13 protein-coding genes and 2 pseudogenes are annotated in these 16,708 nt (G+C 64.3%); 10 read left to right on the top strand and 5 right to left on the bottom strand.

Annotation, left to right across the window (positions count from 1 at the left end; all coding sequences use genetic code 11):
* Nucleotides 1–538: 538 nt before the first annotated feature.
* Both LDO29_RS20590 and LDO29_RS20585 read right to left on the bottom strand, forming a co-directional pair.
* Nucleotides 539–1,201 (bottom strand): YbgF trimerization domain-containing protein, encoded by a 663-nt coding sequence (locus tag LDO29_RS20590; RefSeq protein ID WP_224081600.1) that lies wholly within the window; start codon nt 1,199–1,201, stop codon nt 539–541.
* A 77-nt stretch (nt 1,202–1,278) separates the two neighbouring features.
* On the bottom strand, nt 1,279–1,551 hold the full coding sequence (locus LDO29_RS20585) for an H-NS histone family protein (protein WP_224081599.1): 273 nt from the start codon (nt 1,549–1,551) through the stop codon (nt 1,279–1,281).
* Nucleotides 1,552–1,817: 266 nt separating this feature from the next.
* Here LDO29_RS20585 and LDO29_RS20580 point away from each other — a divergent pair.
* Nucleotides 1,818–4,757, top strand: a pseudogene (locus LDO29_RS20580) (Tn3 family transposase).
* Between the two features lie 48 nt (nt 4,758–4,805).
* Here the strand turns inward: LDO29_RS20580 and LDO29_RS20575 are convergent.
* Together LDO29_RS20575 and LDO29_RS20570 are read right to left on the bottom strand one after the other, a co-directional pair.
* On the bottom strand, nt 4,806–5,063 hold the full coding sequence (locus LDO29_RS20575) for a hypothetical protein (RefSeq protein ID WP_224081598.1): 258 nt from the start codon (nt 5,061–5,063) through the stop codon (nt 4,806–4,808).
* A 615-nt stretch (nt 5,064–5,678) separates the two neighbouring features.
* Nucleotides 5,679–5,933, bottom strand: a pseudogene (locus LDO29_RS20570) (PA0069 family radical SAM protein); the annotation flags it as partial.
* Nucleotides 5,934–6,108: 175 nt separating this feature from the next.
* Between LDO29_RS20570 and LDO29_RS20565 the strand changes: the two are divergent.
* The 6 genes from LDO29_RS20565 to LDO29_RS20540 are packed head-to-tail and all read left to right on the top strand — an operon-like array spanning nt 6,109 to nt 12,392.
* Complete coding sequence (locus LDO29_RS20565) at nt 6,109–6,888, top strand: ABC transporter ATP-binding protein (protein WP_224081597.1); 780 nt, start codon at nt 6,109–6,111, stop codon at nt 6,886–6,888.
* Nucleotides 6,889–6,890: 2 nt separating this feature from the next.
* Nucleotides 6,891–7,595 carry an ABC transporter ATP-binding protein gene (locus tag LDO29_RS20560; protein ID WP_029043246.1) on the top strand — a complete coding sequence of 235 codons (705 nt, stop codon included), beginning with the start codon at nt 6,891–6,893 and terminating at the stop codon, nt 7,593–7,595.
* A 21-nt stretch (nt 7,596–7,616) separates the two neighbouring features.
* A complete protein-coding gene (locus tag LDO29_RS20555) occupies nt 7,617–8,504 on the top strand; it encodes a branched-chain amino acid ABC transporter permease (RefSeq protein WP_029043245.1) in 888 nt (295 codons plus the stop codon).
* Nucleotides 8,505–8,518: 14 nt separating this feature from the next.
* Nucleotides 8,519–9,547 (top strand): branched-chain amino acid ABC transporter permease, encoded by a 1,029-nt coding sequence (locus LDO29_RS20550; protein WP_224081643.1) that lies wholly within the window; start codon nt 8,519–8,521, stop codon nt 9,545–9,547.
* Nucleotides 9,548–9,603: 56 nt separating this feature from the next.
* The gene (locus LDO29_RS20545) at nt 9,604–10,824 is read left to right on the top strand and encodes an ABC transporter substrate-binding protein (RefSeq protein WP_020423669.1); all 1,221 of its coding nucleotides are present in this window, start codon (nt 9,604–9,606) and stop codon (nt 10,822–10,824) included.
* Entirely contained in the window at nt 10,821–12,392 is a 1,572-nt protein-coding gene (locus tag LDO29_RS20540) for an aldehyde dehydrogenase (NADP(+)) (protein ID WP_224081596.1), read from the top strand. The genes LDO29_RS20545 and LDO29_RS20540 overlap by 4 nt, the downstream gene beginning before the upstream one ends.
* A 78-nt stretch (nt 12,393–12,470) precedes the next feature.
* On the opposite strand, the gene LDO29_RS20535 is transcribed toward LDO29_RS20540, so the two are convergent.
* Complete coding sequence (locus tag LDO29_RS20535) at nt 12,471–13,349, bottom strand: LysR substrate-binding domain-containing protein (protein ID WP_224081595.1); 879 nt, start codon at nt 13,347–13,349, stop codon at nt 12,471–12,473.
* Between the two features lie 163 nt (nt 13,350–13,512).
* Here LDO29_RS20535 and LDO29_RS20530 point away from each other — a divergent pair, with 163 nt between their 5' ends.
* From LDO29_RS20530 to LDO29_RS20520, 3 genes are read left to right on the top strand one after another with little or no spacing between them, the layout of a single operon-like run.
* Nucleotides 13,513–14,634: a glycosyl hydrolase gene (locus LDO29_RS20530; protein WP_224081594.1), complete on the top strand. Its 1,122-nt coding sequence runs from the start codon at nt 13,513–13,515 to the stop codon at nt 14,632–14,634.
* Nucleotides 14,635–14,660: 26 nt separating this feature from the next.
* Nucleotides 14,661–15,101, top strand: coding sequence for a MaoC family dehydratase (locus LDO29_RS20525; RefSeq protein ID WP_011296169.1), 441 nt, complete (start codon nt 14,661–14,663; stop codon nt 15,099–15,101).
* A 37-nt stretch (nt 15,102–15,138) separates the two neighbouring features.
* Nucleotides 15,139–16,707, top strand: coding sequence for an acyl CoA:acetate/3-ketoacid CoA transferase (locus LDO29_RS20520; protein ID WP_224081593.1), 1,569 nt, complete (start codon nt 15,139–15,141; stop codon nt 16,705–16,707).
* Nucleotide 16,708: the final 1 nt, after the last annotated feature.

The following is a 16,708-nucleotide window of genomic DNA, read 5'->3' as shown; positions in this document are numbered from 1 at the left end:
TGCGCAGTGGCTCGGGCATGAATCTGTGGAAACCACGCAGATCTCTCTCCAAGCAACATTTGCGATGAAGGAGCAGGCTCTCGCGAAGACATCCGTGGCTCACCGCAAGCGAAGACGCTACCGGCGGGCAGTCGAGCTTCTGGGTTTCCTGAATGGACTATAGGGTCACGAAACTATGTCGGGTAATGACAGGCGTGATGGCTCCACAACAAGTGTGCATCAAACATCAAACGATCACGGAAGCTATCCTCACGAAGCTATCCTGATTACCCGATATACCCTCGAGTCAGGAAGGGCATATGGTGCCGCCTATATCGTTGACGAGATAGCCGGCATCCCCATGCAACGCACGCGCTGGGCCAAGGGCGTCGAACTGAGCGCCGTGAGCGATAACCTGCGCCATGCGTCGATTTCGACCACGTCGATCTGACTCCACAGCGACGACGTCAAGCGGGCAAGGCAGTTGGGTGGGCAGGCGTTCACCCGAACTGCTTATTCTTAACCCGAATAAGGCGAAGTGTTTTCATAACCCCAAGGCTTATGATAGCAATTCGGCCTTATCTTGGTCAGAGGCCATCATGGCGTCCGGCACCTTGGGATGCGTCGGGTTGGCATGGATCATTTTCTGCAGCACCCAGGTGGACCCCTTATAGTCGCGCTGCGCGTAGAGCGAGTTGCCGAGCCAGTACTGCGCCAGCGGCAGGTAGGGGCTCTGCGGATATTTCTTGATAAACGACGAGAACGAATTCCCGGCGCTCTTGAAATCGCCCGTCTGGAAATGCTTGAGCGCGGCGTCGTATTCGGGCTTCTCGCCCGGCTGCGATGTGCCCTGGTGGTCTTCGACCGAAGCGTGCTGCGGCTCGAACTTCTTCAGGCGCGCATCCAGGTCGGCGTAATAGTCCTTCTGCTGCTTCTGCAGCGTCGCCACCGTGTTCTGCAGCACTTCGTTCTGGCCGCGTAGTCGCGCGACCTCCTGGCGTAGGCCTTCGAGCTGGTTCTGTAGGTCGAGTGTGGTGCGGCTGTTCTGCTCAATGCGCTGGGTCGCCGTCGCCTGGAAGCTGTTGAACTGGTCGCGCAGGTTGATGACCGTTTTGCGCGCCTGCTCATCGTCGAACACGCCGGCGTGTGCTGGCGTGGGAGGCAGCATGCCGCCGCTCGCCATGGCGGCGAGCCACAACAGGGGAAAAACGCGTACTTTCATAAATGGGTCGTCGTTGGTTGTGTCGGTGAGCCCTGGTCACGTCGCCGTTGGACAGCGGGCCGAATGCATCGGCGGGCCTATCCCACCCGGAAAAACTCCACACTCTGCCCGGCATTGACCGCCCGCCGCAGCCAGTCGGGCATGTCGCCCTGCCCGTCCCAACTCTGCCCCGCGGCGTTGCGGTAGCAGACCACCGGCGCCGGCGCTGGGGCGGGTGGTGGCGGCGGCGGCGGAGGAGGCGGAGGATCAAAACACCCCGCCGCTTCCAGCTCCTCCATAGTCAGCCCGTAGTCGGCCATCTCGGCCTGGATCCAGCGGATCGCGTCCGCCCGCTCAGTTTTTGCTGTCATCGCTGCCGTCACTGCTGTCGTTGCCTTCGTCCTGGTTGTTGGGGTCTCTTTGATTCCGGTGCAGTTTACCGAGATAGCGCTCCCTAGCATCCATGCGGGTTTCCGAGGGATGGCCGGGGAAATAGCCATATAAATCAATTAGTTGCTGTCTACTATTTTCCAGCCAGAAGAATTGCCTCCTAGTGCACTTTCTTGACGCGTGCGTTGCGTCCCCGTCGCATTGCCGCTAATCTCTGCCGTCCGTCTTACGCTTGGGAGAAAGCGCGATGGATCACTGGCAACTGGCGTATCTCGGCTTGCGGCAGATTCCGCGCGAACTCAGCGAGTTCGAGCTTGCCACGTTCTTCACCTTCTCCGCCAAGGAGCGGGCCCTAATCGACGCGCGGCGCAGCCACCTGTACCGCCTGGCCTGCGCCGTTCACATCGGCTTTGTCCGCATGACAGGCCGCACGCTCGATGCCTACAAGCAGGTGCCTAAATTTCTCTGGGCCTTTGTTGGCGCGTAACTTGGCATCACCCCGCCGGATATGGGCACGCTCGGGGCGCTCTATGACGGACGCACCGATACCCTAGTGGACCACCAGATGCTGGCCTACAAGGCCCTCGGGTTCAGCCCGATGGCCGAGCATCAGCGGCGTTACGTGACGCGCTGGCTCAAGGAACGGCTGGCGGGGCAGCCAAGCCGCAGTGATCTGTTACACGAGTTGAAGCGCTGGCTGTACGAGCATCGCATTCTGATTCCGCATGACCGGGCGCTGAAGCGGCTGATCAGCCAGGCTGTGGAGGCCTCCGAGGCGGCACTGGCTGACGCGTTGGTACAGGCCTATGGTGAGGCCTCCCTGGATGCGTGGGGTACGCTACTACCGCGGCCCGAAGGCGACCGCGCGAGCCTCCAGCAATGGCTTTGGGCTGTCCCGCTGCGCAACTCGACGCATCAGATGGGCGAGTTGTTCGACAAGATCGAGCGGCTGTACAAACTGGGCATCCACAACGGCTGGCCGGCGACCTGCAATGAGGCAGTCGTGCGCCACTATGCGCGGCGCTGCGCCAATCGCCCGGCCTCGGTCAGCAAGCGAATCGCGCAGCAGTCTCGCCGCCTGGAAGCCGCGTGCTTCCTGCGTTATGCCTTATGTTCGGCCACGGACCAGCTGTCGTCCATGCTGCGGCATTGGATTCAGAAATCCGTCAATGACGCCGGACGCCTGATCGATGCGGGCCGACCGGACCCTGGCGTCAAGCTGCGGGAATTCGCTGCAGCCGTCAAAGCGCTCGTTGCCGACTCAACGCTGACACGGGAAGCACTCTGCCAACAGCTAGAGACCCTGGCCGATGCGGCGACTGGCCAGACTCAGCGAAGCCGTGCCAGCCTGATCCGTGCACAATTGCTGTCACGGCACCGGCAAGCCCGGGCCATGTTGGGCAGGCTGGTTCGCCTACCTTTCGCCGCACAGTCGGCCCACCCGGTGATCGAGGCAATGGAGGTGTTGCGCAATCTCTACGCACGCAGGGCTGACTGGCTTCCCGACCGGGTCGTGGTTCGGCTGGGGCGCGCCTGGCAGCCGGCGTTGGAGGGTCAGGATCGCCAGCGTGCCCTGGCCGCCTTCGAATGGGGGACTCTGTTCGCACTGCGGGTGGCGCTGCGAAACGGCTCGGTCTTCCTGGATCACAGTTTCGCCTTCCGTAGCCAGGCGGCATTGCTGATCTCCAACGAGGATTGGCAGGCCCGGCGTAACCACTTCTACGGTCATCTCAAGCTGCCGCAGGACGCGAAGGCATTTCTGGAGCCCGTGGTGGCGCATTTGGATGCGGGGCTCGCCAGGTTGCGAGACGCAGCCTTGCGCGGCGAACTGAAGATCGATAACGCGATCCATATCGATCCGCTCACTGCAACGAAGCCGGAATCCTCCGTGGAGGCGCTGCGGCGCGCGCTGTTCGAGCGGCACCCCGGTGGGCAATTGCCGGAAATCCTGCTGGAGATTGATAGCAGCACCCACTTCAGTTGGCTCCTGCTCGGCCGGGAACCGCATTCGCGCAGCGAGCTGCTGATGGTCTACGCCGCGGTACTGGCTCACGGCACCTCGATGTCGGCGGCAGACCTCGCACGCATGGTGCCGGAGTTGTCGCCCAGCGCGATCCGGCAAATGATGCATCGCATCGCAGACGAGCGCAAACTGCGCCAGGCCGCCGATGCTGTCCTGGTCTTCATGCATCAGCATCCAATTGCCCAACACTGGGGGCGCGCCGATCTGGCCTCGTCGGACATGATGTCACTGGAGACCACGCGCACAGTCTGGCGGGCACGGGCCGATCCGCGCCGGCGCACGGCATCGATAGGCATGTACACGCATGTCCGCGACCGCTGGGGCATCTTCTACGACCAGCCGATCCTGCTCAATGAGCGGCAGGCCGGCGCGGCCATCGAGGGCGTCATCCGCCAGAGCGGAGCGGAAGACGTGGCGCAACTTGCGGTCGATACCCACGGCTTTACCGATTTCGCCATGAGCTTATCCCGGCTGCTGGGCTTTGATCTTTGTCCGCGGCTTGCTCATCTGCGCGACCGCCGACTCCATGTGCCCAGGGACCACAACATATTAGCGGAATTGGCTTCGGTGACGGACGCGGATGTCCGCCTGGATCTGATTGAACGCGCCTGGGACGAGCTAGTCCGAATTGCGGCATCGGTGCAGAGCGGGCAATGCACCGCCGTCCAGGCGCTCACGCGCTTTGGCGCGGCGGCGAAGGGCCAGCCTGTCTATGAAGCGGGCGTGCATCTTGGCCGGCTGTTTCGCACCATCTTCCTGATTGACTATTTCACCACTCCTGCGTTCCGCCACGAGATGCAGCATGCCTTGAACCGAGGCGAGGCGGTCCACACGGTGCAGCGGGCCATCCACTACGGCAAGATTCCGCTCGAACTGACCCGGCATGACGCGTCCCTGGCGGCGGTCTCATCGGCGCTGACCTTGTTGTCGAATGCCGTAATGGCCTGGAACACGCTGCACATGCAGCGCGCCCTCGATGCGATCGAGGCCATCGGCGGCGAAACCATGCGTGCCGAAGACCTGCGCCAGATTGCCCCGACGCATCTGGAAGGCATCAACTTGCGCGGTACCTTCGAGTTTCCAATCGCGCGCTATGCCCATCGCCTGCTGCCGAACGCCGCGACGGCACGGGAACAGCCGGCCTGGCATCAGCAGGCCGGTTAGAGGCAACCGAAGCCAGGAGCCAGGGCCAGTCTACTCGGGCCACCACGCTTACCGGCCGCCCAGCTTTGCCGAGACGGCACGTGCCAGCGGTTCGAGTACCGCGCGACGGCGCTCAATCACGCTGGCGGACCCCTTGCCGTAGACCTCGCAGTCGAGCCGGGTTCCGCCGCCTGGCGCCGGCGTCAGCAGAATGCGCCCCAGCCTGCCGATCGCAGCATGCGACAGGTGGTAGACGAATACCCCTCCGGGCAAGAGCTCACGCTCAGCCGTCACGTCTTTGGGCCAGGTGACAGTAGATGTGGCCATCGTCAGTTCTCATGCTGGTTGACTAGCCGGGCCTTGTCTCAGCGAGCCAGGTGTCGCTGCGCAATACGGAAGGCCATGCCATGCAGCATGCCACACAAGGGTTGGCCGAGACAATGACGAGCTCAACGGCATAGCCCGCCGCTTTCCGGGGCAAGATCAGGCCATCCGAACTGGGCCAGTTCGCGGCGCCGACGTGACATTCGCCCGGTTGCCGATGCAGCGGAAACTTTGATACGCAATTGCACTCGCTCCCTATGAGGCAGCGGAAAAGCGCGGCATCTGCAAGCAGGATATTAGCTGCGACCGCCAGGTTGGCCACCGCTGCAGCAGGCAGGGCTTGCGAGTGCACAAATCCGCTACAAGCGGCGGCTCCGCCTGCGCGCAAATCGCCCATACTGTGAGTGGGTCGCCGACGCGCGGCGGCCGCATGCGCAGCCCGGTCATGACCCCGGCGACGCAAAGGAGCACAGATCGACATGCCTACCTATGAAGAAGGACGCCTGGCGGCCATCGCAGTCAGGCTGGCGCTGTCCTCGGGACTTCCCCCTGCGAACGCGAAAGCCGCACTGGATCTGGCAAGCAGAATGATCGGCGACCAGTTGACACGGCGCCTGCTCAGAACAAGGAGCCTGGTGTATCGGCCGTGGCCCGCGGCCGTCTCGGCGGCGCCCGGAATCGGGAAGTATCCAGTTCAAACCGGTTGAAGCGAAAGCCCAGCCGGTCGGCAGCCTTGTAGAAGCGCTCGCGCATCAGGTCCGCCCAGACTCCAGTACCCCGTATGCGCGTGGCAATGCTGGCATCGTAGTCCTTGCCGCCGCGCATTTCGCGTATGCGGTTCATCACGCGCTCGGCCCAATCCGGGAAATGCGCCTGCGACACGCCTTCGTGTCCTGTGACGTCCGCGACAATTCGCGAGCAGCGCCCGACTGGCTGGCGCGTCCGACATATACACAAAAAGTGTCAATGAATAACCAATAATATATTGGACGTGATCTAGCTGCGGCCATATTCTCCAGCAGACCCAACAACGGGCGCGGAAATGACCATGGCAAGCAAACTCATTCTTGAAACCGTCGGACTGAGGAAAGAATTCAAGGGATTTGTCGCCGTAAACGACGTCAGTCTCAAGGTCAGGCGTGGGCACATCCACGCGCTGATTGGTCCGAACGGTGCAGGCAAGACCACCTGCTTCAACCTCCTTACCAAGTTCCTGGATCCCACGCGCGGCACCATACGGTTCAACGGTGCCGAGATCACGGGCGAGAAGCCGGCGCAGGTCGCGCGCAGGGGCGTGGTGCGCTCCTTCCAGATCTCGGCGGTGTTTCCGCACCTGACCGTGCTCGAGAACGTACGTATCCCGCTGCAGCGCAGGCTCGGGATGTCGTTCCAGTTCTGGCGCTCGCCGAAAGTCCTCGCATCGCTCGATGATAGGGCCATGGCATTGCTCGCCGACGTCGGACTGGATGACTTCGCCGACATGACGACCGCCGAGATGCCGTACGGCCGCAAGCGCGCGCTGGAAATCGCCACCACGCTGGCCCTCGACCCCGAGCTGATGCTGCTCGACGAGCCCACGCAGGGCATGGGCCACGAAGACGTTGACCGCGTCATGCAGCTCATCAAGAAGGTCTCGGCCAATCGCAGCATCCTGATGGTGGAGCACAACATGAAAGTGGTGTCCGGCATCTGCGACGCCATCACGGTGCTGGCGCGCGGCAGCGTGCTGGCCGAGGGCACATACGCGGAAGTCTCCGCCAACCCGCAGGTCATCGAGGCCTATATGGGCAGCGCCGATGCCGCGCTCGCTGCGCCGGGAGGGCATTGATCATGGCGACGGAATACCTGCGGGTCACCGACCTCCACGCCTTCTACGGCGAATCGCACATCCTGCACGGCATCGACTTGCTGGTGAACGAGGGAGAGTGCGTGACCCTGCTCGGCCGCAACGGGGCAGGCCGTACTACCACCCTGCGCGCGATCATGGGCCTGACGGGGCGGCGCGCCGGCTCGGTCATGATCGACGGCCGCGAGGCAATCGGCATGCCGGCCCATCGAATCGCGCGTCTCGGCGTCGGCTTTTGCCCGGAAGAGCGGGCGATTTATTCCAGCCTCTCGTGCGAGGAGAACCTCCTGCTGCCGCCGCAGGTGGGTGGCGGCGGGATGAGCCTCGACGAGATCTACGCGATGTTTCCCAACCTCCACGAGCGGCGGCATAGCCAGGGCACGCGGCTCTCGGGCGGCGAGCAACAAATGCTGGCGATGGCGCGCATCCTGCGCACTGGGGCGCGGTTGCTGCTGCTGGACGAAATCTCCGAGGGACTGGCGCCGGTGATCGTGCAGAAGCTCGCCCAGGTCATCCGCGACCTCAAGGCGAAGGGCTACACGATCGTGCTGGTGGAGCAGAACTTCCGGTTCGCCGCGCCGCTGGCCGACCGCATGTACGTGGTGGAGCACGGCCAAATCGCCGCGGAGATCCACCAGCACGAGATTCACGAGAAGCAGCACCTGCTCCAGGAACTCCTGGGTGTCTGAGACCGCTGCGGAGGAGACAACATGACAACGATTCTGGGAGTCCCGCTACAGGGGCTGTTGGGGCAACTCGTGCTCGGGCTGGTGAACGGCTCGTTCTACGCGATTCTCAGCCTCGGGCTTGCCGTGATCTTCGGCATGCTCAACATCATCAACTTTGCCCACGGCGCGCTGTTTATGGTGGGCGCATTCGTCGCCTGGGCGGGCCTGGAGTATCTCGGCATCAGCTACTGGTGGTCGCTGCTGGCGGCGCCGGCGCTGGTCGGGCTAGCGGGTATCGCCATCGAACGCGGCCTGCTGCGGTGGCTATACAAGCTCGACCACCTGTACGGCCTGCTGCTCACCTTCGGGCTGGCGCTCATTATCGAAGGCCTGTTCCGCTTCCAGTTCGGCGTCTCGGGGCAGCCCTATTCGATTCCCGACGAGGTGGCTGGCGCCTTCAACCTCGGCTTCATGAGCCTGCCGAAATACCGCGCGTGGGTCATCGGCGCCTCGCTCACAGTGTGCCTGCTGACCTGGTTCACGATCGAGAAGACCCGCCTCGGCGCCTACCTGCGCGCCGCCACCGAGAACCCAAGCATTACCCAAGCCTTTGGCATCAACGTGCCGGTGATGGTGATGCTGACCTATGCCTTCGGCGTAGGCCTGGCCGGGCTGGCCGGCGTGCTGGCAGCACCGACGGGGCAACTAAGTCCGCTGATGGGGTCGAACCTGATCATCGTCGTGTTTGCGGTGGTGGTGATCGGCGGCATGGGTTCCATTCTTGGCGCGATCGTCGCCGGGCTGGGGCTGGGCGTGGTCGAAGGACTGACCAAGGTGTTTTATCCGGAGGCGTCGGCCACGGTGGTCTTCGTGATCATGGTCATCGTGCTGATGGTTCGGCCGGCAGGCCTGTTTGGCAAGGAAAAGTGAGGTCGAGTATGAAAATGAGAAATCTTGGCTACGGTGTCCTGCTGCTGGGCGCGCTGGCGGCCCCGGCCGTGCTCTATCCGGTGATGCTGATGAAGGTGCTGTGCTTCGCCTTGTTCGCCTGCGCCTTCAACCTGCTGCTCGGCTATACCGGCCTGCTCTCGTTCGGCCATGCGGCGTTCCTCGGCACGGCGGCCTATATATCGGGCTACGGCATGAAGACCTGGGGGCTGACCCCGGAACTCGGCCTGCTGCTCGGCACGGCCGTCTCGGCTGCCGCGGGCTTTGTCGTCGGGGCGCTCGCTATTCGCCGGCAGGGCATCTACTTCGCGATGATCACGCTTGCGTTGGCACAGATGTTCTACTTCCTGTTCCTGCAGGCGCCGTTCACCGGCGGCGAGGACGGCATGCAGGCCATTCCGCGAGGCAGGCTGTTCGGCCTGATCGACCTGGCGTCGGACCTGCGCATGTACTACTTCGTGCTGGCGATCTTCCTGTTCACCTTCTGGCTGATCCACCGCATCATCCATTCGCCTTTCGGCCAGATCCTGAAGGCGATCCGCGAGAACGAGGCGCGCACCACCTCGCTGGGCTACGACGTCGCGCGCTACAAGCTGCTGGCCTTCGTCCTCTCGGCGGGCCTGGCCGGCCTTGCCGGGGCCACCAAGACCCTAGTCTTCCAGTTTGCCACGCTGACCGACGCGCACTGGCACACCTCCGGCGAAGTCGTGCTGATGACGCTGTTGGGCGGCCTTGGCACGGCCTTCGGCCCGGTGGTGGGCGCGGGCATCGTGGTCGCCATCCAGAACGCCTTGGCCGACAAGGTCGGTTCCATGATCACCGTGATCATGGGGAGCATCTTCGTCGTGTGCGTGCTGGCGTTCCGCCGCGGAATCGTCGGCGAGTTGAACGCGTTGTGCCAGAACATCGCGGGCAACCGCCGCGTCCGGCCCGCACCGTGCCACGCTGCCGTGCCGGCACCAAGTCATGACGAAACGTCCGCCGGAGCAGGCGTGCCTGGCGGGCGCGTGGAAGGAAAGGCATGAAATCTGGCGCTGAACGGAACACCCCATATCTATCCCCACAGTAGAGGAGACACATGATGAACAATCGCATCAAGCTGCTTTCGCTCGCCGCGCTGCTGACGGCCTCGACGGCGCAGGCCGAGATCACGGACGGCGTGGTCCGGATCGGCGTGCTCAACGATCAGACCGGCGTTTATGCCGGGCTGGCTGGTCCCGGTTCGGTCTGGGCTGCGAAGAAGGCAGTCCAGGACTTTGCGCCCGAGAAGCATGGTCTGAAGGTGGAGATCGTGGCCGCCGACCACCAGAATAAGCCGGACGTCGGGGCGAGCATAGCCCGCCGCTGGTTCGACGTGGACAAGGTGGACGCTATCGTCGACGTACCGACCTCGTCGGTCGTCCTGGCGGTCAACCAGGTGGCCAAGGAGAAGAACAAGGTGATGATTGTCACCGGCGGCGGCACCTCCGACCTCACCGGCAAAGCCTGCACGCCCAATGCGATCCACTGGGCCTACGACACGTGGGCACTGGCGAATGGGACTGGTAAGGCGGTTGTCAAGTCGGGTGGCAAGAGTTGGTTCTTCGTGACTGCTGACTACGCCTTCGGCCACTCGCTCGAACGCGACACCGAGGCCGTTGTCGTCAAGAACGGTGGCAAGGTCCTCGGCAAGGTCCGGCATCCTTTCCCGGGCAACGATTTCTCCTCCTACCTGCTTCAGGCTCAGGCCTCCAAGGCGCAGGTAGTGGGCCTGGCCAACGCCGGGGGGGACACCATCGGCGCGGTCAAGCAGGCCGCCGAGTTCGGCGTGACCGCCGGCGGTCAGAAGCTGGCAGGCCTGCTCGTCTTCAGCAGCGATGTCCAGGCGCTCGGCCTCAAAGCCGCCCAAGGCCTTTTGCTGAGCGAGACCTGGTACTGGGACATGACCGACGAGAACCGCAAGTTCGGCAAGGAATTCGCCGCCGCCAACAACGGCAAGTTTCCAACCATGGCGCAGGCGGGCACGTACTCGGCGGTGACCCACTACCTGAAGGCAGTGGCGGCGATGAAGGCGGACGGCGACGGCGCTGCCGTGGTCGCGAAGATGAAGGCCATGCCCACCGACGACAAGCTGTTCGGCAAGGGCAGCATCCGCGAAGACGGCCGGAAGATCCACCCGCTCTATCTTTTCGAGGTGAAGAAGCCGTCGGAATCGAAGTACGCGGGCGACTTCTACAAGCTCATCGCCACCATTCCCGCCAACGAGGCGTTCCGGCCGATGGAAGAAGGTGGCTGCCCGCTCATTGGGAAGAAGGCGTCATGAGGATCACCGGACATATGCTGATCGGGCAGAGCAGCGTCAGCGGCACCGCCGGCGCGTTCAAGGCGTTTTCTCCGGCGCTTGCCGCCGACATCGAGCCCGCGTTCGGCGGCGCCGGCCCCGCCGACGTCGATCAGGCCTGCCGCCTCGCTGCGAGCAGCTTTGCGAGGTATCGCGAGACGACGCCCGAGACCCGCGCCAGCTTCCTGGAAGCAATCGCCACCGGCATCGAAGGCCTCGGCGACGCCCTCGTCGAGCGCGCCATGGCCGAGACGGCTCTGCCGCGAGCGCGTCTGCAGGGCGAGCAGGCGCGCACGGCGGGCCAGTTGCGGCTGTTCGCAGGGGTTGTACGGGCCGGGCACTGGCATGGGGCGACATTGGATACGCCCTTGCCGGATCGCACGCCGCTGCCGCGCCCGGACCTGCGCCGACGCAACGTCCCGCTGGGCCCGGTGGCCGTCTTCGGCGCCAGCAATTTCCCGTTGGCGTTCTCGGTGGCCGGTGGCGACACGGCGTCGGCCCTCGCGGCGGGCTGCCCGGTGGTCGTCAAGGCCCACCCAGCGCATCCCGGCACTTCCGAACTGGTCGGCCGGGTCATCCAGGCGGCGGTGGCCGAATACGGGCTGCCGGAGGGGACGTTCTCGCTGCTCTTTGGCGTTGGCAACGACGTAGGACAGGCGCTCGTCGGGCATCCCGCCATCCGGGCGGTCGGCTTTACCGGCTCCCGGGCCGGTGGCCTTGCGCTCTTGCGGCAGGCGATGGCCAGGCCGTTGCCGATTCCGCTCTACGCCGAAATGAGCAGTGTCAACCCGGTGCTCCTGCTGCCACATGCGCTGGCAGATCGTGCCGAAGGCATCGCGCGGGAATTTGTCGATTCGCTCGTGATGGGCGTCGGCCAGTTTTGCACCAACCCCGGTTTGGTGATCGCGCTGGAAGGGGACGACTGTGATCGCTTCGAGGCCGAAGCCGGGCGGATCGTACAAGGCAAGCCGGCGGGTACGATGCTGACGCCCGGCATCGGCCGCGCCTACGCCGCCGGGGTGGCGCGCCTGCGGGCGCATGAGGCAGTCCGAAGCGTGGCCACCGGCGAGAGCAGCAGCGGTGCCTGCGCGGCGACGGCCCATCTGTTCGCCACCGACGCGGCCAGCTTTCTGGCTTTTCCCGAACTGGGCGAGGAGATATTCGGTCCCTGCTCGCTGATCGTCAGATGCCGCTCGGCGGCGGATGTGGCGGCGGTGCTCGACGGGCTGGAAGGGCAACTGACCGCCACGCTGCAGATGGCGCCGGCGGACGAAGCTCTCGCGGCCGAACTGCTGCCGCGGCTGGAAGACCGGGCGGGCCGAATCCTGGTAAACGGCTTCCCGACCGGCGTGGAAGTGAGCCACGCCATGGTCCACGGCGGACCGTTCCCGGCCACGTCCGATGGGCGCAGCACGTCGGTCGGCAGTGCCGCCATCGAGCGGTTCCTGCGCCCAGTGTGCTATCAGAACTTCCCATCCAGCCTGTTGCCGGCCGCGCTGGCCGACTTCAACCCACTGGCGCTCGACCGCCACGTCGACGGTAGCCTGTAGCCGACCTCCCGTCGCGACTGAACACCCGCGCCATCCTCCACCTTGCCCATGTTGCAGCGGGCGAGGTCGGGGGAACCCTCACAGCATGCTTTTGGCCGTCTCGATGAACGCCGTCATGAGCGGCGTTGGGGTGCGCTGGCTATAGCCGAGCATGATCTCGATTGTCGGCTGCCGGCCTTCGATCGGCTTGTAAACCACGTGGTCGAACTTCACCTTCCGGACTGACGCTGGCACGAAGCCGATGCCCGCACCGGAGCTGACCAGGCCGAGCAGCGTATAGACCTGCCCCACTTCCGAGATGACCTTCGGTACAAAACCCGCCGACGCGCACATGCGCATGTTCATGGCGTGGAAGTCCGGCGCCATCTCTGGTATGTACATGATGAAGGGCTCCTGCGCGCATTTCTTCAGAGAAATCGACTCAGCGTTCGCCAACGGGTGTCTTGCCGGCACGGCCAGCACGAACGGCTCTTCCAGGATGGTCTCCCATGTCACTTCCTCAAGGTCTGGCACCGGCCGCATGAAGGAAATATCCGCGTCACCCCGGCGCAGAGCTTCCGCCTGTTTGACGACCGGAAACCAGCGCAGCAGGATTTCGACGGAAGGAAAACGTTCTCGGTAGGCGCGCAGGATGGGCGGCAGCAGCGTGTAGGACGTGTGTTCGAAGAAGCCGACCGTCAGCCGACCCGTCTCGCCGCGATGCGCGCGTTGCGCCTGCACGACTGCCCTCTCGGTAGCTCGCAGGATCTGCCGCGCTTGCTCAAGGAAAATGCGACCCGATTCCGTCAACTCCACGTGCCGACGCGAGCGATTTAGCAGTGTGACATCCATCTCCTCCTCGAGTTGGCGGATCTGCATGCTCAGCGGAGGCTGGGCGATGTGCAGTCGCTCGGCCGCTCTCGTGAAATTAAGTTCCTCAGCGATGGCGATGAAGTACCGCAGGTGGCGAAGGTCCATCACTATATCCATTGAGTATCAAAGATCCATTAATTATATATTGGACACTAGTTTGTGCAATCCCTAGGATTCCATGCATACCCCGCTCCGCACGCCACCCCAGTCGGTCCGCAAGGCTGGCACCGGAGACCGGACAAGCCAATGTACGCATGGAGACAAACATATGGATTCCAGACTGATCGATGATGCGCTCGATCGCATCCTGCAACGCATCGATGCGACGATCGCGCAGGACGAGGTGGGCTTTCCGCACTATGGCAATCCGGCCGACGGCACCTGGACACGCACCCCGGCCGGCGACTGGACCGGCGGGTTCTGGGTCGGGATGCTGTGGCTGGCTGCCTTGCGCACTGGCGAGCAGAAGTACCGCGACAGCGCCCGCATGTGGTCCGCACGGCTGGCGCCGCGGGTGGTGTCGAAGTCGGTGTTCAAAGGGTTCCTCTTCTGGTACGGCGCGCAACTCGGCGGCTCGCTGCTGGCCGATCCGCAGGCCGCGGGGCTCGCCCTCGACGGCTCGCGTGGCCTGGCGGAAATGTACAGCGAAGCAGCCCGCCTGATCCCGCTCGGCACCGAGGCTGAGGAGGCTTCCAGCGTGGGGGCGTGCGAGGTCAACATCGATGCGATTCCGGGCACCGTGGCGCTGCTGCTGCGGCACGACGCCGCGCTCGGCACGGGCGAGATCGGCCGCCAGCACCTGCGCCAGCACATTGCCTTATGCGTGCGGGAGGATGGCTCGGTTTGCCAGTCCGCCACATTCAATGCTGCCGATGGTTCGCTCGTGAAGCGCTACACGCACAAGGGCATTCATGACAGCAGCACCTGGGCCCGCGCCCAGGCGTGGGGCATGCTCGGCCTCGCACAGGCGCTGTCGTGCGGCGAGCAGGCGTTCAAATCCGACGCGATCCGCGTGGCCGATTGGTGGGTCGCGCACCTGCCCGCCGACTGCGTGGCCTTCTGGGATTTCGACGATCCCGCCATCCCGCACACTAACCGCGACACCTCGGCCACTGCCATCGCCGCCGCCAGCCTGTTCAAACTGGCTGCGCTCATCCCGGAGCGGGCGGAAGTCTACCGCCAGGCCGCCGTCGAGAGCATCGAGCAACTCGTGATCCGCTTCCTGACCCCGGTCAGCCCAGGCGATGTACGGCAGGCGGGCATCCTCACCGGCGGCTGCTTCAACAAGCGCAATGGCGTCGCCATGGATAACGAACTGGTCTGGGGCGACTACTTTCTCTTCGAATCTCTGCTCATCCTCGCGGGCAGGATTGACGCCACCCAGGTCTGAACCCAACCCACTCCCGGAGAAACCAAGTGTCCGACATCAAGATCCCGCACGAAGGCAACGTATCCACCCTTATTGGCACGCACACCAGCTACACGCGCACCCTCGGCGAGTACGACATCTATGCCTTCGCCGGCATCAGCGGTGACAACCACCCCAATCACATGGACGAAGAATACTGCAAGCGCATGGGCTTCGGCGGCCGCATCGCGCAGGGCGCCATGATGGTCGGTTTCATCGCCGGCGCCGTGACCAAGTATCTCGACATGATCAAACGCCCGGCGGTCTCCTACGGCTACGACAACGTGCGCTTCACCAAGCCCGTTCGCATCGGAGACACCCTCACCGTGAACTACCGCATTGCTCGCGCCGACGACGAGAAGAAGCGCCTGTGGGCTGAGGCAACGCTACTCAACCAGCGGGGCGAGACGGTCTGCGTCGGTACCCACATTATCCATTTCCAGGCCTGAGCCCGGGCTGCGAGCAGCGAGAAAGGTGAGAGATCGCATGAGCAAGATCTGTACTGCGGCGCAGGCCGTTTCGGATATCCGGCCCGGCCAGAGCGTGGGCAGCGTCGGCGTGATCGGCTGGCTGACGCCGGACGCGTTGTTCCAGGCGCTGGCGCAACGCTTCCATGAGACTGGATCGCCTCGTGACCTGACCTTCTTCTTCCCGGTCAGTGTCGGCGACGGCATGGGCATCCGCGGCATGGATCACGTGGCAGTCGAAGGGCTGATGAAGCGGATCGTGTCGGGCAACTTTACCAATGCGGTGAATCCGGCCACCGGCGAGCGCCCCGAGTTCATGCGCCTGATCCGCGAGAATCGGGTGGAAGCCTACTGCTGGCCGATCGGCGCCACCATGCACTGGCTGCGCGAAGTCGCCCGGCGCAGCCCAGGCTACCTGACCCGCATCGGCCTAGGCTCCTACATCGATCCGCGCCAGCAGGGTGGCAAGTACACGGCGCGCGCCACCGACGACCTGGTGCGGATGCAGGAGCTGGACGGCAAGGAATACCTCTTCTATCCGAGCTGGCCGCTCGACGTGGCGTTCCTGCGTGCCACCAGCGCCGACGAGCACGGCAACCTGAGCTTCGAGGACGAGCCGATCACGTCGTGCGCGCTGGCCATGGCGCTGGCGGTGAAGGCGTCAGGCGGCACCGTGATCGCACAGGTGCGCAAGCTGGTGCCGCGCCACGCCCGGCCGGCGCATGCGGTGCGGATTCCCGGCGTGCTGGTGGATCGCGTCGTGGTGGAACCCGACGCCATGATGACCACCGACATCCGGTACGACGATGCCTATCTCGGCGGCCAGCTTTTCGACGGTCGCGCCTCGGACCGCCTGACGCCCGGCGCCGACAAGGTGATCGCTCGGCGGGCGGCCCGGGAAATCAGGCCCGGCGAGGTCAGCATCTTCGGCTTCGGCGCTTCGTCCGACGTGCCCACGGTGATGATGGAAGACGGCCTGTTCGCCGACGGCGGCCTGCATCGCTACAGCTTTACCACCGAGCACGGCCCCTTCGGCGGCGTCGTGATGAGCGGTTGGCAATTCTCCGCCAACAAGTATCCGGAGGCCTTGATCGACGGCCCCTCGCAGTTCGACTTCATTGACGGCGGCAACTGCCCGATGGCGGCGCTGGCCTTTGCCCAGTTCGACCGGGCCGGGAACATCAACGTCAGCCGCTTCGGCGCGGCCAATCCGGGGCCGGGCGGCTTCATCGACATCGCCTACAACGCGCGCAAGCTGCTGTTCACCGGCACCTTCACCACCGGCGGCCTCGCCGCCGACACCACCGACGGTTTCCTGTCGGTCGGGCGTGAGGGAAGCGTGCGCAAGTTCGTCGAGCGCGTGGACGAAATCACCTATCCGCTCGGGCGCAACGTGGCCGAGCGCGGCCAGGAGGCCAAGGTCATCACCGAGCGCGCAGTCTTCTCGGTGGCGCCAGACGGACTGGTGCTGGAGGAGGTTGCGCCCGGTATTGACATCAGGTCGCAGGTGCTAGACCTGATGGCCTTCCAGCCGGTGCGCGTGGCGGAGCCGCTTGCGCGCATGGACCCAACGCTATTCCGCGCCTGAC

Origin of the sequence: Cupriavidus laharis (genome assembly GCF_914271435.1) — a bacterium.
In the GTDB taxonomy this organism is placed as follows: Bacteria; Pseudomonadota; Gammaproteobacteria; order Burkholderiales; family Burkholderiaceae; genus Cupriavidus; species Cupriavidus laharis.
The sequence above is the reverse complement of the archived record's forward strand: the minus strand, read 5'-3'. Positions and strand labels throughout refer to the sequence as shown.